This window comes from Edaphobacter aggregans DSM 19364 (assembly GCF_000745965.1).
Classification (GTDB): Bacteria; Acidobacteriota; Terriglobia; order Terriglobales; family Acidobacteriaceae; genus Edaphobacter; species Edaphobacter aggregans.
Window position 1 is genome coordinate 1 of the sequence record NZ_JQKI01000056.1, and the last position, 18,401, is coordinate 18,401.

18 protein-coding genes are annotated in these 18,401 nt (G+C 55.3%); 14 read left to right on the top strand and 4 right to left on the bottom strand.

Annotated elements, in window-relative coordinates:
- Window positions 1-523 precede the first annotated feature (523 nt).
- The 4 genes from Q363_RS40795 to Q363_RS19455 form a co-directional block, all read right to left on the bottom strand.
- Window positions 524-1,018: a hypothetical protein gene (locus tag Q363_RS40795; RefSeq protein ID WP_157467195.1), complete on the bottom strand. Its 495-nt coding sequence runs from the start codon at window positions 1,016-1,018 to the stop codon at window positions 524-526.
- A gap of 407 nt (window positions 1,019-1,425) precedes the next feature.
- Entirely contained in the window at window positions 1,426-1,848 is a 423-nt protein-coding gene (locus tag Q363_RS19445; RefSeq protein WP_051979018.1) for a hypothetical protein, read from the bottom strand.
- Window positions 1,849-2,084: 236 nt separating this feature from the next.
- The gene (locus Q363_RS36370) at window positions 2,085-2,675 is read right to left on the bottom strand and encodes an IS3 family transposase (RefSeq protein WP_051979019.1); all 591 of its coding nucleotides are present in this window, start codon (window positions 2,673-2,675) and stop codon (window positions 2,085-2,087) included.
- Window positions 2,676-2,683: 8 nt separating this feature from the next.
- Window positions 2,684-2,950 (bottom strand): transposase, encoded by a 267-nt coding sequence (locus tag Q363_RS19455; RefSeq protein WP_035353668.1) that lies wholly within the window; start codon window positions 2,948-2,950, stop codon window positions 2,684-2,686.
- A 512-nt stretch (window positions 2,951-3,462) separates the two neighbouring features.
- On the opposite strand from Q363_RS19455, the gene Q363_RS36375 reads away from it, so the two are divergent.
- The 14 genes from Q363_RS36375 (at window position 3,463) to Q363_RS19515 (ending at window position 18,373) form a co-directional block, all read left to right on the top strand.
- Complete coding sequence (locus Q363_RS36375) at window positions 3,463-5,025, top strand: PAS domain-containing protein (protein ID WP_051979020.1); 1,563 nt, start codon at window positions 3,463-3,465, stop codon at window positions 5,023-5,025.
- Complete coding sequence (locus Q363_RS36380; RefSeq protein ID WP_169747046.1) at window positions 4,977-5,333, top strand: sensor histidine kinase; 357 nt, start codon at window positions 4,977-4,979, stop codon at window positions 5,331-5,333. The genes Q363_RS36375 and Q363_RS36380 overlap by 49 nt, the downstream gene beginning before the upstream one ends.
- Window positions 5,330-5,953 (top strand): response regulator transcription factor, encoded by a 624-nt coding sequence (locus Q363_RS19465; protein WP_035353671.1) that lies wholly within the window; start codon window positions 5,330-5,332, stop codon window positions 5,951-5,953. The genes Q363_RS36380 and Q363_RS19465 overlap by 4 nt, the downstream gene beginning before the upstream one ends.
- A gap of 135 nt (window positions 5,954-6,088) precedes the next feature.
- A complete protein-coding gene (locus Q363_RS19470; RefSeq protein ID WP_035353674.1) occupies window positions 6,089-6,466 on the top strand; it encodes a response regulator transcription factor in 378 nt (125 codons plus the stop codon).
- Window positions 6,467-6,504: 38 nt separating this feature from the next.
- Complete coding sequence (locus tag Q363_RS19475) at window positions 6,505-7,518, top strand: sigma-54 interaction domain-containing protein (RefSeq protein WP_084080556.1); 1,014 nt, start codon at window positions 6,505-6,507, stop codon at window positions 7,516-7,518.
- 844 nt (window positions 7,519-8,362) lie between these two features.
- Complete coding sequence (fumC, locus tag Q363_RS19480) at window positions 8,363-9,793, top strand: class II fumarate hydratase (protein WP_035353677.1); 1,431 nt, start codon at window positions 8,363-8,365, stop codon at window positions 9,791-9,793.
- Between the two features lie 17 nt (window positions 9,794-9,810).
- Entirely contained in the window at window positions 9,811-10,065 is a 255-nt protein-coding gene (locus tag Q363_RS19485; RefSeq protein ID WP_035353680.1) for a hypothetical protein, read from the top strand.
- 1,496 nt (window positions 10,066-11,561) lie between these two features.
- Window positions 11,562-11,684 carry a hypothetical protein gene (locus Q363_RS46505; protein WP_211256258.1) on the top strand — a complete coding sequence of 41 codons (123 nt, stop codon included), beginning with the start codon at window positions 11,562-11,564 and terminating at the stop codon, window positions 11,682-11,684.
- Complete coding sequence (locus Q363_RS19490) at window positions 11,684-13,414, top strand: NAD-dependent malic enzyme (protein WP_281176034.1); 1,731 nt, start codon at window positions 11,684-11,686, stop codon at window positions 13,412-13,414. The genes Q363_RS46505 and Q363_RS19490 overlap by 1 nt, the downstream gene beginning before the upstream one ends.
- 163 nt (window positions 13,415-13,577) lie before the next feature.
- Window positions 13,578-14,150: an FUSC family protein gene (locus tag Q363_RS19495; protein WP_035353683.1), complete on the top strand. Its 573-nt coding sequence runs from the start codon at window positions 13,578-13,580 to the stop codon at window positions 14,148-14,150.
- Window positions 14,151-14,180: 30 nt separating this feature from the next.
- Entirely contained in the window at window positions 14,181-14,972 is a 792-nt protein-coding gene (locus tag Q363_RS19500) for a (Fe-S)-binding protein (protein ID WP_211256259.1), read from the top strand.
- An 18-nt stretch (window positions 14,973-14,990) separates the two neighbouring features.
- A complete protein-coding gene (locus Q363_RS19505) occupies window positions 14,991-16,397 on the top strand; it encodes a lactate utilization protein B (RefSeq protein WP_035353686.1) in 1,407 nt (468 codons plus the stop codon).
- Window positions 16,378-17,046 carry a LutC/YkgG family protein gene (locus Q363_RS19510; RefSeq protein ID WP_064742673.1) on the top strand — a complete coding sequence of 223 codons (669 nt, stop codon included), beginning with the start codon at window positions 16,378-16,380 and terminating at the stop codon, window positions 17,044-17,046. Before Q363_RS19505 ends, Q363_RS19510 begins: the two co-directional genes overlap by 20 nt.
- Window positions 17,047-17,101: 55 nt before the next feature.
- The gene (locus tag Q363_RS19515; protein ID WP_211256260.1) at window positions 17,102-18,373 is read left to right on the top strand and encodes a chloride channel protein; all 1,272 of its coding nucleotides are present in this window, start codon (window positions 17,102-17,104) and stop codon (window positions 18,371-18,373) included.
- Window positions 18,374-18,401 lie beyond the last annotated feature (28 nt).

Here is an 18,401-nt window from a genome sequence, read left to right on the forward strand (position 1 = left end):
AACAAACACTCTGTCGTGCTATTGTCTGACACGCATAGGCCTCTTTGGCTTATTTAAACACTGTCTTGACAGCATGTCCGGAGCTTTCGCTTCTTCAACCTTCAAGAATTATTCGGGCTAGACTAACTTGAATTGTGGAGAAGTAGGTCATTATTTTGAAAATCTTTTTCGTCACTTGATATAAATCCCCTTATAAACACTGATGTTTAGCGATAGTTATTGAAGAGACATTTCAGTCTCAATTACTTGTACATAGTAAGTAGTTTTAGCTGGGACAATGCGAGGCTCAAACGCCTCACAGAAGCAACCGAAGACATAGCCTTCTTTTCTGAATTTCAACGAATCTCTCCCCCCCGAAGCGAAGTCGCTTCCGTCTTCAAATCGCTCTACTCAGAGAACCTTTGGAGACGAGTCGAAAGCAGCTCAACCCGCGCGCATTGTCCTCTGCTTGGCACTGAGCAGTGCGACCTGGTTGATCTCCGTTTTGCCTTGGAAGAATCGAGGACATAGAACGTCATTTGCGTCAGTCAATCCACTCAGACTCATCCCACGGTTTTGGCTGCACCTGAGCGGCGTCCGACGTGGACGATCCGGGGAAAATGGTATGCCCCTGGGACAGTGCCTTTGGAGAGTGAAAAGAGGGTGAATTGGCGAGTTGCTGTGGATTCGAACTCTCCTGCTGAAATTCAGTTGAAACTGGTCCGTCATCATCATGAAGACTCTCTGCTTTGAGGGTCTGATTGACGCTGGAACGGCGGCTTATTGCGGCCCTGAAATCAACCCAGTTAAACAAGGCCTTTGTCTTGCTATTCCAGCGGGCAATACCCGACCAAATTCGGCTAACGATTCCCCCTTGATTCGCCGTCCAATCCTCTGCAGAATCCCATTCCCATTCCGGCTCCTTATCGGCTCGGCGAAGTCGTCTCCATTCGTCCCCTATCTCCTCCCTCATTACGAACACCAGATACACGACAATCAGCCAAGCCACGCCGCCATAGAGGAACGGCTCAGTCGCCATTTGACGAAGACTCCGGCCACCGTAAAAGTCTTCTCGGAGGAACCCTTCCAACTCGGCAGAGCCGATGCTTTGAGCGGGACTCTTCTCTATCCCCGTCCACCCTTGCCCAAGGGCTTCGGCAGAGAGTTCCAGGGGCAGACCACTCTGCCTCCCCTCCGTCACATCAGAGCCGATGAGCCAGCGGCTCTTGCGACCGGGAGCCGTCTCCAACAGCCATCGGATTTGGGTCCGCGCACCTGGCTGCTTAGCACCCTCGGAGCTGTCCCAATATGCCGCCAGATAGTACCGCTGAAGCGGAGGGAGTTTCCACCTAACCCACGCACAGAATGTGAGCAGAGGGAGGCACAGAAGCAGGGCCAGAATCACTGCCATGCGCCACGGAAATGTAGCCCGAATGCGCAACAGTTTCATGACGCTTTGTCCGGTGTTCTGAGGCTGTTCCGGCGACGCCTTTGGGCAAGGAACTCCTCGGCCTTTTGCTCTTTGATCGAGTCGGAATATGCCGACATCTTCCGTAAGTCTTCGGCGCTGAGTGGCCCCTGCGACGCCTTGGCAAAGAGGTTCACCATCATGGCACGTATTGCCATGATCTCCGCCAGCAAGATCGGATCGGTTTGTTCCTCTTGACCAGCGCGGGCGTGAGCGAGTGCCACTTCGCGCAGCCATTCCGCCACCTTCTTTCCGGCATTCGCGGCAGCCGCTTCAACCTCGCAGAACTCAGCTGCCGTGAGGCGCGTCGCAATGGATCTTGCGCGGGAGGTCTCATTCGCCAGAGCGGTGGAGGAGGAGGGCGGGACTATTTCGTGTGACTTGTCGTTAGTGGAGGCCATTCGAGATGCCCTGCCTGGAACTTGTGTACTTGAAGCGCTTGGATGCGTCCTCTACCTCGCCGGTTTCTACAATCCTCTGTCGCAACGCATTTACCGAAGAAAACTCGTCGGTGCTGCTCCCAAACGCTCGTGTTTACAGGCGGAAACACGAAAACGTAACCAACTGAAAAGAAGCATGTTAACAATCGTGAACCCGACTCACCTCTGCAGTTGCCCTTTGGGGATGACGTGTCAGCCTACAACCGCTGCGCAGCAGCGTTCCTCTCCAACCTACCGGTGCGTTTAGTAACCGAGTCAATTGCTGTACTAGCGATAGGACCATTATTGGAATGGCAGGGACGGCTCCCCACCCTTTTCTTATTGCAACACCGTAACCGACGCAGCCAACCAGTGCTGCCGTACGCCGCTGGGTACTGATCGACGACCGTCAATACGCGGATCCAGCGGCCGTCCGCAAGCCTCTGCACAACGAAATCGATGCTCCACTTGTCGTTCCTGCGCACCGCCGGTCCCTGCGCCACACGCTGCCGCTGAGCCCGTTGCTTGCGCCGTTTGGTTCGCACGCTCAGTCCCTCTTCGCTGTACAGACGGTAAATGTGCTTGGCATTTACTTCCCAGCCTTCGCGCTTCAGCATCACCGTCAACCGCCGATAGCCGTAACGAACCCGGCTACCGGCCAGTTCCCGCAACCGCACGTGCAGCGCGTCCTGTGGATCGCGATGACGCTCATATCGAAGAGTGGCCCGATCCACAGGAATCAGCCCCGCCGCTCGCCGCTGGCTCAAATCGTGGGCTTGTTGCGCCCACTCCGCCAGCTCGCGACGCATGCGAGGCTTCAGAGCTTTTTTGCCACGATCTCCTGGAGGATGTGGCGATCGAGACTCAGATCGGCGACCAGGCGCTTCAGCTTGGAGTTCTCCCCCCGCAGTTGCCGCAGTTCGCGCAACGCACTCAGGCCCGAGCCAGCATACTTCTTCTTCCAAAGGTAGAAACTCTGCTGACTGATCCCGTGCTTGCGACAGACCTCGACCACCGTCCCGCCCGATTCCGCTTCCCTCAGGACGCGCAGAATCTCCTCCTCCGTATGCCCCTTCCTCGCCATATCCCGCCGCCTCTCCTCTCCCTCTTCAGGGAACCACGGTGACCGCCAAGTCTCAACTTCAAAACGGAGGAGTTTTTGGGGTTTGGGTCAGGAACGCCTCTCTTCAGGCGACTGGACCTATTGGGGGTTAGGACTGGAAGCGTTTTTCGACAGTGTCAAAACCGTAACTCAGAGCAGCAGTCGGTGCCTCCTCAGCGGTGTATTCGGTCCCCTCGGAAATGAAAGGAAGACCACTCGGACGAAGCTCCCTGAACATGACGGCAGTATGTATCGGCATGATCTCGTGCGAGATTTTGCTTTGGTCTCATCTGACACAGAGACATATTGGGTGCGGTGTAGAACGGCATGCGTATTAGATCCAGCCAGTGGAGAATTGAGAGGTGACACTGTGCATTTCTCTGGTAGCGTCTTGCAATCCTCGGCCTATTGAGACGCCACGGGGCTGTCGGACATGCCGGATTTCTTGGGTGTATTATGCCGGCCATGGCCTCGGAACGGAGGGACGTTGAAGCATGGCGAATCGGGGCATCTCAAAGTTGTTTATTCGCCCGACTCTTGCGGTGGTGCTTCGTTACGGATTGGCGGTTCTCTTCGTCGGAATTGCACTCGCGATCACACTTATCATGCACCTCCACAAGTTGCCGCCTAGATTTGTCTCCCATTTCGTCCTGCTCGCGATCGCGATCACCTTTTGGTTTGCAGGGACAGGACCAGGTGTGCTGGCTTTCCTGCTTTCGTGTTTGGGTGTCAGTTTGTTCGCGAAGAATCATATCCTTCTTCCAGGCTTCCCTCTGTGGTCATTCCTCAGCTTTTTTGCAATTTTCACCCTGTTAATGGGCTGGTTCGCGGCCTCGCGGCGTAGAGCGCAAAGGCTGCTTTCCGAAGCACGCGACGGTCTCGAAATCCGGGTGAAGGAGCGAACTAGTGAGCTTTTACGGGCGAATGAAGCATTGGAAGAAGCTCAGCAGGTCGCGCATCTCGGCTACTGGGAATGGGACTTCGCAACGGATCGAGTGATCTGGTCAGACGAGATGTACCGCATCTACGGACTGCACCCTCAAGAACGTCCTATGGACTTGGCGGCAATACGAGAATTCGTCCATCCGGAAGATCAAGATTTCGTGTTTCGTACAGCAGAGGAGGCCATCCGCGGCGCAGGACGGCCCGACGTAGAACACCGGATCGTTCGGCCCAGCGGCGAAGTTCGCGTCATCCGCAGCCAGGGAGATTTGAAGAGAGACGCGTCGGGTCGGCCCTACCAAATGTTCGGCCTCACCCAGGACATTAGCGACCGCAAGCGCGCGGAGGAAGCCCTGCGGCGCAGCGAAGCCTATCTGGCCGCGGCGCAGAGGGTGACCCACACGGGCAGCTGGGTCTGGAATGTAGCGGATCGAAGTGCAGTACACCTCTCCGAGGAGTTCTATCGCCTTTGCGGCTGGGATCCAACTGATGGACCACCGACCTGGGAGAAGTGGATTGAGCGCATCCACCCAGAGGATCGACTCAAGTGGGAGGGGGCGATCGAACGGGCAATCTTGGTTAAAACCGATTACGAGGAGGAACTCCGCATCGTTTTGCCGGGTGGCATCGTCAGATGGATCGACACAGTTGGTTATCCCGTCCTGACTGCTGCCGGAACTTTGGTCCAATTCATAGGCAGCTCGACCGACATCACTGACCGCAAACGCGCCGAGGAAGAGCGCGAAAGGCTGCACCAGTTAGAGGCCGATCTCGCGCACATCAACCGGAAAAAACAAAAACAATTACAAGCGCCAGCGCCTGTTTGCGATGGCTTGCGCATGATCCGCCGGATCTGGGGAGGGCGCGCGCATCAGCGATCAGAATTGAGCAGGACGGAAACCGTGCAGCTGATGTCATCAGCCATTTGCAGTCCTTCTACAAAAAAGGCACGCCGCCTGAACGCGAAATGGTCGACGTCGATGAGATCGTTCGTGAAATGGTCGCCCTGCTGCGGAACGAGGCAGTTCGGTACTCGATATCGATCTATTCCGAAGTCGGTGCAGACATGCCGAAGATCCTGGCAGACCGGGTGCAGCTTCAACAGGTGTTCATGAACCTGATGCTCAATGCGATCGAGGCGATGAAAGACAAGGGAGGCGAATTGACGATTACCTCACGACTGAACCAGGAAGGTCAGCTAATGATTTCGGTCAGCGATACGGGCGTAGGATTACCCCCAGAAGGCACTGGCCGGATTTTTGATGCCTTCTATACGACGAAACCACAAGGTACGGGTATGGGTTTAGCCATCACCCGCTCGATCGTGGAGTCTCACGGAGGGCGGGTATGGGTTACTGCCAATGAGGGAGCAGGCGCGACGTTCCATTTCACTCTCCTCAGCGAAGCCGAGGCGCATGTATGAAAACAGCAGTTGTTCCTACTGTGTTCGTTATTGATGATGACCACGGCATGCGTCAGGCGATCCAGGATCTCGTCGAGTCAGTTGGCTTGCGCGCGGAATCCTTTGCAACGGGCCAGGAGTTTTTGAGCACCAGACGCGCCAGTGGTCCCAGTTGTTTGGTTCTGGACGTAAGATTACCTCAGATAAGCGGTCTCGATTTCCAGAGTCAGTTAGCCGAGACCGGTGTGCAGATCCCCATCATCTTCATCACCGCGCACGGGGACATTCCCATGTCGGTGAGGGCGATGAAGTCTGGTGCGGTGGAATTCTTGACGAAACCTTTCAGGGACCAGGATCTGCTGGACGCGATTCAGCGAGCCCTCCAGCGTGACAACGCGACGCGAGAAGAACAGGCCAACGTCCATGAGCTGCAAGAGCGCTATCGTGCATTGACGGCGCGGGAGCGCGAGGTTATGACCCTCGTGGCTTCCGGGATGCTCAATAGGCAGATTGCCTCAGAAATCGGAGCCAGCGAAGCGACGGTAAAAATCTACCGTGGCCAAGTCATGAGGAAGATGCAGGCCGGATCGCTGGCTGAACTAGTCCGAATGGCGGACAAGCTTAGACTTTCGGCCAGTTAAGGGTCGAATAGAAACGAAGGGGCAGTGGGATAACCGGGCCGGCGACGTGTCACGACTAGGTCATTTACGAAAGTAGTAGTTCGCGCGACCAAGGTCGGATTGTGCTCGCATGATGGATGGCGTTACCGTTGGTGAATGAACCTCGTGCAAAGGCCCAAATTGATTGTTATCGTCGACGATGACAAGTCGGTTCAGAATGCACTGTCAAATCTGCTGAAATCGGAAAGACTCTCCGCGCTCTGCTTCGGCTCCGCTGAACAATTCCTGGAATCCGGAGCCCAACACAGGACCGCATGCCTGATCGTGGATGTTCGTATCCCCGGGATGTCTGGTCTTGAATTGCAAGCGAAGCTTAATGACGAGCGTTGTCGAATACCGATCATCTTCATCACTGGGTTTGGCGACGCCAAAATGCGAATCCAGGCCATGCGTGATGGTGCAGTTGAGTTTTTCACCAAGCCGTTCGACGGTGCAGTCCTACTAGAAACTGTTCAGGTCGCTCTGGAGGGGTAATTCGCGAAAGCGTGTGGGTTGCGGGGAGTGAAATCGAAATGAAAGTGGCTGATCAGGACCACCGTGCTCGCAGATTCGAGCAGATCATAGGAAACAGCCCAGCGCTGAGGGCCGTTCTGGAACAAGTGGCGCGTGTAGCGTCGGCGGATTCCACGGTACTCATCCAGGGAGAAACCGGGACTGGGAAAGAACTCGTCGCTCACGCGATCCATAATGCCAGCCCCCGCAGCGGCCGCCCCTTGATCAAGCTTAACTGCGCGGCCATTCCCTTCGACTTGCTCGAAAGTGAGCTCTTTGGCCATGAACGAGGCGCGTTTACCGGAGCCATCGCACAAACAATCGGTCGCTTTGAATTGGCCGACAAAGGAACTCTCTTTCTCGACGAAGTCGGCGACATACCACTCGCGTTGCAGCCCAAGCTATTACGCGTTCTGCAGGAACAGGAATTCGAACGTCTTGGAAGTGGCCGCACCCATCGCGTCGATGTGCGGCTGGTCGCAGCGACTCACCGGGACCTTGAACGGATGGTGAAGCGCAATGAATTTCGGAGCGATCTGTACTATCGCTTGAACGTATTTCCGATCATGGTGCCGCCCCTGCGCGAGCGCAGGGAAGACATTATTCCTCTGGTGGAGCATTACATTGAAATCTTTTCCCGCCGAGTAGGTAGGCACATAGACAACATTCCCGATGAAGTCTCGGACACTTTCAGGTCCTACGCGTGGCCGGGAAACATTCGTGAGCTTCAAAACGTGATCGAACGCGCAGTAATACTATCCGATAACGGCCTGCTTCCGAATCTCTTAGCCCCCACTCACACTCCCCTACTTGTTGGATTTCCTGCGACCACAACGCTCAGGGAATCGGAGCGCTCTTTGATTTTGGCAGCGTTAGAAGCCACGGGATGGTTAATTGGCGGATCATATGGCGCAGCCGCAAGACTGGGTATGAAGCGGACTACGCTAATCGCCAGGATGAAGAAGCACAGGATCTTTGGGCCGCCACCGGACGGCAACATAGATCAAGTCGTCCAGGTGGATTCAGAGCGCTAGATCGTACGGCAAACAACCCACGCCGGCAAAGTCGAAGTCGATCGGCATTGGTGTTGTTCTCGTTCTGAGGGTGTCGTGGTCGGAGATTGAAGACTCCCTGCGCGCTGAGTTGGCTTAGAGAGAAAATCTAACGCGTTTCCATATGGATTGTGAGCGCGGAGTAGAGTGAGTCAACTAGGCCGGAAATAGCGGCCTGCGCTCAAAGTGCAAGCACGAAACCAACCATCTTGCATGGCATTCTCAAGGGATCCCTCTTTTTGTAATTCAACGCGCCCCTTGATGGAGCTTGGCAGCGCGTATTCTTAATTACTTCAGAGGAATGAAGGATTGCCTTCCTCGTCCCCAACTCGGGTCTAGCCTTGCATTAAGACTTCGGACGATCCGAGTTTCTCCATCAGCACTCAATCGACAGAGAATCAGCCTTTACTGATTGGCGGTTGGACAGTCGTCAGCGTGTTGAACGTATGACGCGACAGCCAAAAGACAAGCTCGGCATTTCTTAAACGCGCAGAAACAGGCATTTCTCCGCTAGCCCTAGCCGACAAGATTTCTCTTTCCATTCCTGGTGATTTACGCAGCCACCTCTCGTAGGTCTGATGGCGGCCTCTTCGTGGCTGCTTGTTATTTGTGGTCCTGTCCATAACTCGACAGCGTAAATACCTTGACACAAATTCCTTGAACAGAGGGCTACACCTGCCACATAACAGATGTCTTTTCAACGGAACAAAGGGCGAGGCGTTTGGCTGACAGAATGCCTTCACAGTTGTCGTAACAAAAGAAGACGCTGATTAACCGGTAAGTATATTCGCGCACTAATGCGGAGTACTCAACAAAGGGAGAAACGATGAATGCAATCAGTACGGTGAAGAAGCAAGACGTTCGGAAGGAAACCGATAGCCTCGGCGAAGTTGATGTGCCGAGCGTCGCACTCTGGGGGGCACAAACGCAACGGTCGCTTGAGCATTTCAGCATCGGCCATGATCTGATGCCGCGAGAGATGGTCGCAGCATACGCCGTCCTGAAGCAGGGCGCCGCGAATGTAAACCATGCCGCTGGGCGGCTCGACGAAGATCGTTACCAGCTGATTGTTCAGGCGTGCGATGAGATTCTGGACGGGAAACATGAAGACATGTTTCCGCTCCACGTTTGGATGACGGGGAGCGGCACACAGTTCAACATGAACGTCAATGAAGTCATCTCGAACCGCTGCTGCCAACTTGCAGGTACGCCTCTGGGAAGCAAGACTCCGGTTCATCCAAACGACCACGTCAACATGTCGCAGTCTTCAAACGATTCTTTTCCCACTGCGATGAATATAGCAGCGGCAGTGAATGTGAACGAGAGACTGGTACCGGCAGTAAGGGCTCTGCGTGACGCAATTGCACCCAAAGCTGAGGAGTGGAAGGACATCGTTAAGATCGGTCGCACCCACATGCAGGATGCCACACCGCTCACAGTCGGCCAGGAATGGTCGGGCTACGCAGGCATGCTCAGCGATAACCTTGACCGAATCGAAGATGCGCTGAAAGGCGTCTACCGCCTGGCGCTTGGCGGCACAGCGGTTGGAACCGGCATCAACGCCGCTCCAGGATTTGGCGAAGCAGCGGCCACTGAAATTGCGAACCTTACGAGCTTGCCATTCGTCAGCGCTCCAAACAAGTTCACAGTTCAGGGAGCCCACGACGCACTTGTTCAACTCTCGGGCGCACTCCGCACCCTAGCTGTCTCTCTCTACAAAATTGCTAACGATATTCGGCTCATGTCCTGCGGCCCGCGTGCTGGTTTTGCCGAGCTCGTGATTCCCGCGAACGAACCAGGTTCCTCAATTATGCCTGGGAAAGTGAATCCGACCCAGGCCGAGGCGCTGACCATGATTGCCGTTCAGGTCATGGCGAATGATGTCGCCGTGGGTTTTGGTGGTGCCGGTGGATATCTTGAGATGAACGTCTATAAGCCGCTCATCATCTTCAACATCATCCACTCGATCACGATTATGGCCGACGGGTGCACGAACTTCCGCAAATTCCTGATCGAAGGCACTGAGCCAAATCTGAAAAAAATCAACGAGTATGTAGGTCGTTCTCTGATGCTCGTCACCGCTCTCTCGCCAATCATTGGCTACGACAAGTCGTCACAGATTGCCCACTACGCGCTCGATAACGACCTGACGCTTAAGGACGCTGCACTGAAGCTGGGATTCGTGACCGAGGACGAATTCGACCGCGTTGTCGACCCTCGAAAGATGGTTCATCCATACGTAGCAGAAATCGGTTGAAGAATTCGGAGATATCAATGCACTTCATCGTACAGTTTCTCATCGATCCGTTGCGGCAATATACCGAAATTGCCATATTCCTAACACTCGCGGTGGGGTTTTGGTTCGGCAGCCTCACAGGACAACGTTCTGAGCCCGCTCGCCGCGGTGACCGCCTTCCGTCATGTCAGCATTACATCTTTCAAAAGGAGCAGCCAAATGAAAAGCCGCATATTGACCTTGATCGCGACGAGCCTTTCCTGGGTGATTGGCGCGCTGTTGATAGCAACTGACTCGATCGCCTCATCCTTAGTCGAGGAACAAGGGCTCCTGGACGGCTTCCCGCGGTCCCGAGCAGAGGACTCGTCTGCAGACCGATCTTCACTTAGGTGAACGATTCCGTTTCTTCGGTGAACTTGCAAGCAGTGTCGTAAACGGCAGGAACGGGGAGGGCCGCGGCCGGGCCTGGATGAGGAAGCCACAAGGCACAGACATGGGCTTGGCAATCACACGCTCGATCGTGGAGTCTCACGGAGGGCGTCTCTGTGATTACCACAGTTGTGATCGGTGCCCAATAGGCTTCCGGCAGCCCGAAAAGCCTTGCCACAACGAGTGAAACGATTGCCGCTAGCGCCGTGCGCACGGAATGCACAGTCGCCCCTACGAGAGACATCGTCTCTGTCTTGGCATCGGTTCATCGGAACCGCGCTTGGAGCACTGGTTGGCGCAATTGTGGCAATCTAAATCGGCCCGAACCTCCTTGCATTCGGTGCAGGTGTGTTGGTCCTCGGGCTACACTGCGCTTTGGTGGGCTCTGATCGAGGTGCGTATCGTTTCGGCGGTGTGACGCTCGCGATTGTGCTGTTGGTGCCGCGAACGGATTCCGCATGGCATATCGCATTTTCATCGCTTCGCTGAAGTTTCAGTCTGCATTGGTGCTGCTCTCGTTCTGACGGTGTCGTGGCCGGAGATTGAAGACTCCCTGCGCGCCTAAGTTGGCTCAGAGAGAAAATCTAGCGCGTTTCCGTATTGATCGTGAGCGCGGAGTAGATTGAGTCAGTCAGGCCGGAAATAGCAACCTGCGCTCAAAAGTGCAAGCACGAAACCAACCTTCTTGCATGGCGTCCTCAAGAATCCCTTTTTGTAATACAACGCACACCTTTTGATGGAGCTTGGCAGCGCGTATTTTGAATTACTTCAGCGGAATGAAGGATTGTTTTCATCGTCCCCAAACTCGGGTCTAGCATTGCATCGAGACTGGACGATTCCGAGTTTCTTCATCAGCAGTTAATCGACAGAGAAGCGGCCTTTGCTGATTGGCGGTTGGACAGTCGTCGGCGTGTTGAACGTATGACCTGACAGCCAAAAGACAAGCTCGGCAGTTCTTAAACGCACGGACACCGGCATTTCTCCACTAGCCCTAGCCGACAAGACTTCTCTTTCCATTCCTGGTGATTTACGCAGCCACCTCTCGTAGGTCTGATGGAGCCCTCTTCGTGGCTGCTTGTCCTTTTTCGTCCTCCGCTAACTCGACAGAGTAAACATGTTGACACCAATTCCTTGAACAGAGGGCTACACCTGCCATGTAACAGATGTCTTTTCAATGAAACAAAGGGCGCGGCGTTTGGCTGACGGGATGCCTTCGTAGTTGTTGTCGTAACAAAAGAAGACGCTGATTAACCGGTAAGTTTATTCGCGCACTAATGCGGAGTACTCAACAAAGGAGAAACGATGAATGCAATCAGTACGGTGAAGAAGCAAGACGTTCGGAAGTAAACCGATAGCCTCGTTGGACAACGACCTCTCTCTCAAGCAAGCCGCACTCAAGCTGGGGTTTGTCACCGAGGAGGAGTTCGATCAGGTCGTCGACCCGGCGAAAATGGTCCACCCTTACGTTGCGAAAGCTAGCTGATGGAGTTCGCAGCTTTCGACTCGATACAGGCACTGGATTCGAAAACCTACGTAGAAGAAGGAGATAATATGACCACGAATAAGCACGGAATCGAAGTGCTTCAAGATCCATCGCTCAACAAGACGACCGGCTTCACCGAGGCCGAAAAACAATCGCTCGGCCTCATTGGCCTCGTACCCGACGTGACGGAGTCGATCGAAACTCAACTGAGCCGTGTTTTGCTGCAGTTGAAGGAAAAGGCCACCGATCTTGACCGGTTCATCTACCTGATGAATTTACTCGACACGGACGAGACGCTTTTCTATCGCACTCTGATGTCGGACCCGGCCCGCTTCCTCGAGATCGTGTATGACCCGACGATCGGCGAGGCCTGCCTAAAATTCGACCACATCATGCGCCGCCCACACGGAATGTATCTGTCGCTCGCTCGCAAGGGCCACGTAAAGGAGGTGCTACAGAACTGGCCAGTCAAAGACGTGCGATTCATATGCGTGACCAACGCCGGCCGCATCCTAGGCCTGGGCGACCTGGGAGCCAACGGCATGGGCATTCCGATCGGGAAGCTGCAACTCTATACTGCGGCCGCGGGCGTGCCACCACAGGGGCTGCTTCCGATGTATTTGGACGCCGGTACGAACAACGAAACATATCTCAGCGATCCGCTCTACGTCGGTCTGCGACAGCATCGCCCATCGAGCGATGAGCTGTACGCCTTCGTCGACGAGTTCGTAGAGGCGGTTCAGGAGGTCTACCCGAACTGCTGCATCCATTTCGAAGACTGGACCGGGGTCGACGCGATCGCTCTGCTTGCCCGCTACCGCAATAAGGTTTCCTGCTACAACGACGACATCCAGGGCACGGCCGGCGTAACTCTCGGCGGACTGATCAATGCCTTGAAGATCACAGGTGGCGAGCTCAAGAATCAGCGAATCCTGTTTCTGGGAGCAGGCTCCGCGGGCATCGGTCTCGCAGATCTGATCGTCTCCGCTTTGGGACAGCAAGGGGTTGCAAAGGAAGTTGCCCGTCAGCAAATCCGATTGTTCGACACACAGGGACTTGTGGTTGCTGGAAGGCCCGGTTTAGCAGCACACAAACTGCCTTACGCTCACAAGCTGCCGCCCAGCAAACCATTTAATCATCTCAACCTGGCGACCGAGCAACCACAGATTGTCGCGGCCATCGAGGATTTCAAGCCGACGATCCTCATCGGTGTTAGCACCGTCGGCAAACTGTTCTCGCAGGAAGTGGTCGAGGCTATGTCGCGGCACAACGAGCGGCCAATCATCTTCTCCCTTTCCAACCCGATCGAGAAGCACGAATGTCTGCCCCAGGACGCATACGCCTGGTCGAAGGGCAAGGCGGTCTACGCTGGCGGAGTGCAATTCCCACCGGTACAGTTCGCCGACCAGACGTACCTGCCATCCCAGGCCAACAACCTGTATATTTTCCCCGCCGTTGGCATGGCTATTTACGCCACCAACGCGAAGCGAGTGACGGATGAAATGTTCATCGAGGCCGCACATGCCGTTGCCGACCAGGTAACCCCCGAGCAGTTGAAGCTGGGGATGCTGTTCCCACCGCAGTCGAACATTCTGGAGGTCGAGATTCAGACCGCCGCTCGGGTAGCCAAGCTCGTCTTCGATGCGGGCCTGGCACGCGTGGGTCGTCCGGCGGACATGGTGGCGTTTATCCGCAAACATGTCTACAAGCCGAACTATCAGGCGGAGTAGCTCGAGCAATGGCGTTGGCCTAATTGCAATAGAGGCACGTTGCTCCGCTGCAGGCCGGAAACTTCGCGGCCCCTAGGGGGTCGCGAAGTCCTCACCCTGCACAAAGTCGCATTAACTGACTGTGAGTGACTCGTAGACCATGAACGGGAGTGCTCTAAATCAGATGAAGTTGGATGAAGCTATGGCGCCAATAGAAAAACAAGACGGCGGGGCGATAAGCATGAGCCAGGCACTTGGCATGGCCTGCGCGCTGGCGATCTCCTGCTTTATTAGCTTTGCGGTGATCATTCATATCCTTACACGAGCATATTTCGTGTCCCGGGACGACGACCTCCTAGGAGGCATGTGGGCCGTGGCCGCAACCATCTTTGTTTATCGCGAGAGCTATCAACAGAGCGTGCGTGCTGCCTTATCGCGTATGGCCGGAACACTGCTGAGCTTTGTGCTTTGCCTGGCATACTTGTTGATTTTCCCGTTTCACGTCTGGGGCATGGCCGCGTTGATCGGGATCGGTACGATAGCTCTGACCCTGCTCGGCAGGTCGGAAGACATCATCACAACAGGAATCACAACCGCGGTCGTGATGGTCGTAGCCGGCATCAGCCCGCAGCATGCGTGGATACAACCTATCCTGCGCTTAGTCGACACCTGTGTTGGGGTCGGGGTTGGCATTGCGAGCGCGCGGATAAGCCTGAGCATCGCGTCGAGATCTAATCCCCAACCCAGTGGCGCCTGAGTCATACCGGAGTCGAAAGGAGAAATAGAAGTGACGACACAGACCGAAGCAACAAATCAGAGGACTATATCGAAGGACGTGAGCATTGGTCTCTTCATACCCTGCTACATCGACATGATGTTTCCGGAGGTTGGGATAGCCACTCTGCAACTCTTGGAGCGATTCGGGCTAAATGTAAGTTACCCGCTCGATCAGACCTGCTGCGGCCAACCCATGTCCAACAGCGGAGACGAAGTCAATGCTGCTCCGGCCGAACAGCTCTTCGTGGAGAACTTCAAGGGATACGATTACATCATCGGGCCAGCAGGGAGCTGCGTCAAACATGTCCGCTGCCACTTTGACACTATCGAACAGACCGCAGATGTTAAGCACGTTCGTCAACACACCTATGAGTTAGTCGAATTCCTCCACGATATTGTGAAAGTCGACTCCTTCCCCTGGGCCGAATTTCAACACTCGGTAGCGATTCACAATAGTTGTAGCTCTGTCCGTGGGCTGGGGATTGCCAAGCCATCCGAGATCATGGGCGTTCCATTCGATAAGACTGCAAATCTACTTTCGAAGGTGAAGGGATTAGTGATCGCACCTGTAGATAGGCCGGATGACTGCTGCGGTTTCGGAGGCACCTTCTGCGTGACCGACGAAGCCGTCTCCGCCAGGATGGGATTGGAGAAGGCTCACGATCACCTTCGTCACGGCGCCGAATACGTGGTCTCGCCTGACATGTCGTGCCTGATGCATCAGCAAGGGATCGTGCGGCGCGCCGGACTGGATCTTAAATACATCCACGTCGCGCAGGTGTTAAACGGCGGCCCCTTCTAAGAGAGAGGAATTTCGGATATGAGCAATGCGAAGCAGGTTGATCCGGCGAAGGCAGCGGAACTATTTATTATCCACGATCAAGTCCACGAACCGATGCACGATCGCTTCTTGTGGGCAACGATGCAGCGGCGCGATGCGGAAGCGGCGGCGATTCCGGAATGGGAGGAGCTGCGCGAAATTGCCTCGAAGATCAAAGAGCATACGCTCACGCATCTCGATCATTACTTGGAAGAGTTCGAGGCGAATGCCACGAAACGCGGCGCGCACGTCCACTGGGCGTTGGATGCTGCCGAGCACAATGAGATTGTGCATTCTATTCTCAAAGATCACGGCGTTAAGGAGATGATCAAGAGCAAGTCCATGCTCCAGGAAGAGTGCCATATGACGCCCTTTTTGGAGAACCGTGGAATCAAGGTCATCGAATCGGATCTGGGTGAACGAATCCAACAACTCGATGGTCAACCGCCGAGTCACATTGTGTTCCCCGCCATCCACAAAACGCGGAAGGACGTGGCACAACTGTTCGCGCGCACCGTTGGTACCGATCCGAACAACGATGATCCCCACTTTCTGACTGAGGTCATTCGAAAGAATGCTCGTCCCAGATTTCTGGCAGCGGGAGCGGGTATGACGGGCGGCAATTTCGCAATCGCCGAAACTGGAACCTTCATGGTTTGCACCAATGAGGGTAATGCCGACATTGGAGCATCCGTACCGCCGCTCCATATTGCGAGCATTGGAATTGAGAAATTGATCCCGCGAGTGGAAGACATGGGTGTGTTTCTGCGACTGCTGGCCCGGAGCGCGGAAGGATCTCCTCTCACCCAATATTCGTCTCATTTCACTGGACCTAGAAAAGGTGGAGAGCTGCACATCGTGCTAGTGGATAACGGGCGAAGCCGTCGGCTTGGCATGCCGGACTTCTGGCACTCATTGAAGTGCATCCGCTGCGGCGCTTGCATGAATACGTGCCCTGTCTATCGTCGGAGCGGCGGTCTATCTTACGGCGCAACTTATTCGGGACCTATCGGCGTCATCCTCGACCCTACGTTCGACGAATTCAAGTACAGCGAACTGCCGTTCCACTCCACCTTGTGCGGATCATGTTCCGATGTCTGCCCAGTGAAAATCGACATCAGTGAACAGATTCTCAAATGGCGCAGGGTAATGGCGAAAAGAGGATACCTGCCGTTGGTAAAACGGATGTCATTTGCTGTTGCCGGTCACGTTCTCGGCCATCCCGAGGAATACCACGCCATGGAGAACGTTGCCGCGCCGGCGATGGACTACGCGCCGCACTTCCTCTTGTACAACCGTTCCTTGAATCCCTGGGGGCGCAGCCGCGAGCTCCCGCAGATAGCGAAGCAAACCTTCCGCGATTGGTATCTCGCAAATAGGAGTGAACATGCAGACGTCGAAGAGTAGCCGCGAGACAGTTCTAGGGGCCATCCGCAGCAGCCTTCCGAAGAATAAAGTGGAGCATCCTCGGATTCCGTTCTTCCAACGGTCGGACGAACGGCTCAAGACAGAGTTTGAACGGCATCTTCAAGAAGCCGGAGGAATCGCATACGATGTCGCCACCGTGGCGGAGGCCGAGGCCAAGTTGATGACGCTTCATCCCGGAGCAAAAGTGATTTGTTCAGCTGTATCCGCAATCTCTGGCACACGCAAAGCGGAGGATAGCGATCCACACGAATTTGCCGACGTAGACGTGGGCATCGTTCGTGCACAGTTTGGTGTTGCAGAGAGCGGCGCCGTTTGGCTGACGCAGGAGGACCTAGTCGTGGATGCTCTCGCCTTCCTCTCGCAGCATCTCATCGTGTTACTCGATCCTGAACAGATCGTGTCTGACATGCACGAAGCTTATCGCCGTGTGCAACTGAACAAGACAGCATTTGGATGCTTCATGATGGGCCCGTCGGCAACTGCGGATGTGGAGGCTACTTTGGTCCACGGAGCTCAAGGTGCTCGCTCTTTGAACATCTTCTTCCTGCCCTTTTCACAAGCGCCAGTCTTGCCGACTTCTACAGCAATAGAAAGTGACTTGAGTGAAACACATGGAAGCAGCCGGTAAAAATTCGCGCGACTCACATTGGCTGACTCTGCCGGCCCTAACGGTGGCGGTCGGAATGGCCTCTGGCCTTGGCGGAATGGCACTTGGCCTACTCCTGCATCTCATTCAGCACGTCGCATATGGGTACAGCCTCCATTCAATCATCAGCCATGAGAGTTTTCTCGAAGGAGTCAGTGCTGCTTCTCCAGTGCGGCGCTTAGCAGCGTTATGCGCTTGCGCAACTGTGGGTGGGATCGGCTGGTGGGCACTTTATCGCCTCGGCAGGCCTCTGGTCTCCATCGGCAAGGCGGTCAGGGACAACGGACCACGCATGCCGCTTCTATCTACCATCTGTCACGACCTCCTTCAGATCATCACGGTGGCCCTCGGTTCGCCTCTTGGGAGGGAAGTTGCACCGCGCGAGCTCGGCGCAGTACTTGCGACCACGGTCTCCGATCGCGCGGGCTTGGACGCGGAGAAACGCCGCATCATGATTGCCTGTGGCGCAGGGGCCGGACTCGCCGCCGTCTACAACGTCCCATTAGGAGGAGCTCCTTTTACTCTTGAAGTCTTGCTTGGAACGCTTGGTTTGTCAGCTCTGATTCCGGCCCTCGCAACGTCCGTCATTGCAGCCATGGTCGCATGGATCGGATTGGGCAACGTAACGCAGTACTCCGTGCCGCATTTTGAGGCCTCTCCCTCATTGATCGCGTGGTCGGCAGTCTCAGGTCCCGTGTTTGGCTTTTCGGCGTACTGGTTTGTGCGCGCTGCTGGAGCAGTTCGTGCGCGTGCTCCTCGAGACTGGCGCCTCCTCGTATGGTCTGCGTTAGTGTTTCCCGCAATCGGTTTGCTGGCGATCCCGTTTCCGCAACTGCTCGGCAACGGGAAGGGGCTTGCACAGGCAGGCTTTGACAGCGATCTCGGAGTCGCGCTTGCGGCAACTCTGTTCATGCTGAAGCTGCTGGTCACACTCGGCGCTCTGCGCGCGGGTGCGGCAGGCGGCTTGCTAACTCCCGGCCTGGCTCTTGGCGGCTTGCTTGCTTGCGTTCTCGGCGGACTATGGAATCATGCATGGCCCTTTGTCCCATTTGGTGCGTTCGCCATAGTCGGAAGTGCAGCGTTCCTGGCCTCGTCCATGAAGATGCCCCTTACGGCGATCGTTCTGACTCTTGAGTTGACTCGCGTCGGTCACGATTTTCTGTTCCCCATAGCACTAGCGGTCGCGGGCTCTATCTCTATGCTTCATTTGTTGTCGGAGCGCAGACTACAACCCACCTGGAGTGTGCGGCACGAGGACATCCCGATTGGAAATGAGGCCGCGGACCGAAAAGGGGTACTGGTGCCATGATGCTGCGACCCAGAACGCACCCGAAGAC

What these genes read in the sequence shown, in the direction of transcription:
- Q363_RS40795 (WP_157467195.1), bottom strand. Translation starts at nt 1,018, where the DNA reads ATGGCGACTGAGCCGTTCCTCTATGGCGGCGTGGCTTGGCTGATTGTC.
- Q363_RS19445 (WP_051979018.1), bottom strand. Translation starts at nt 1,848, where the DNA reads ATGGCCTCCACTAACGACAAGTCACACGAAATAGTCCCGCCCTCCTCC.
- Q363_RS36370 (WP_051979019.1), bottom strand. Translation starts at nt 2,675, where the DNA reads ATGCGTCGCGAGCTGGCGGAGTGGGCGCAACAAGCCCACGATTTGAGC.
- Q363_RS19455 (WP_035353668.1), bottom strand. Translation starts at nt 2,950, where the DNA reads ATGGCGAGGAAGGGGCATACGGAGGAGGAGATTCTGCGCGTCCTGAGG.
- Q363_RS36375 (WP_051979020.1), top strand. Translation starts at nt 3,463, where the DNA reads ATGGCGAATCGGGGCATCTCAAAGTTGTTTATTCGCCCGACTCTTGCG.
- Q363_RS36380 (WP_169747046.1), top strand. Translation starts at nt 4,977, where the DNA reads ATGCCGAAGATCCTGGCAGACCGGGTGCAGCTTCAACAGGTGTTCATG.
- Q363_RS19465 (WP_035353671.1), top strand. Translation starts at nt 5,330, where the DNA reads ATGAAAACAGCAGTTGTTCCTACTGTGTTCGTTATTGATGATGACCAC.
- Q363_RS19470 (WP_035353674.1), top strand. Translation starts at nt 6,089, where the DNA reads ATGAACCTCGTGCAAAGGCCCAAATTGATTGTTATCGTCGACGATGAC.
- Q363_RS19475 (WP_084080556.1), top strand. Translation starts at nt 6,505, where the DNA reads ATGAAAGTGGCTGATCAGGACCACCGTGCTCGCAGATTCGAGCAGATC.
- fumC (WP_035353677.1), top strand. Translation starts at nt 8,363, where the DNA reads ATGAATGCAATCAGTACGGTGAAGAAGCAAGACGTTCGGAAGGAAACC.
- Q363_RS19485 (WP_035353680.1), top strand. Translation starts at nt 9,811, where the DNA reads ATGCACTTCATCGTACAGTTTCTCATCGATCCGTTGCGGCAATATACC.
- Q363_RS19490 (WP_281176034.1), top strand. Translation starts at nt 11,684, where the DNA reads ATGGAGTTCGCAGCTTTCGACTCGATACAGGCACTGGATTCGAAAACC.
- Q363_RS19495 (WP_035353683.1), top strand. Translation starts at nt 13,578, where the DNA reads ATGAAGTTGGATGAAGCTATGGCGCCAATAGAAAAACAAGACGGCGGG.
- Q363_RS19505 (WP_035353686.1), top strand. Translation starts at nt 14,991, where the DNA reads ATGAGCAATGCGAAGCAGGTTGATCCGGCGAAGGCAGCGGAACTATTT.
- Q363_RS19510 (WP_064742673.1), top strand. Translation starts at nt 16,378, where the DNA reads ATGCAGACGTCGAAGAGTAGCCGCGAGACAGTTCTAGGGGCCATCCGC.
- Q363_RS19515 (WP_211256260.1), top strand. Translation starts at nt 17,102, where the DNA reads ATGGCCTCTGGCCTTGGCGGAATGGCACTTGGCCTACTCCTGCATCTC.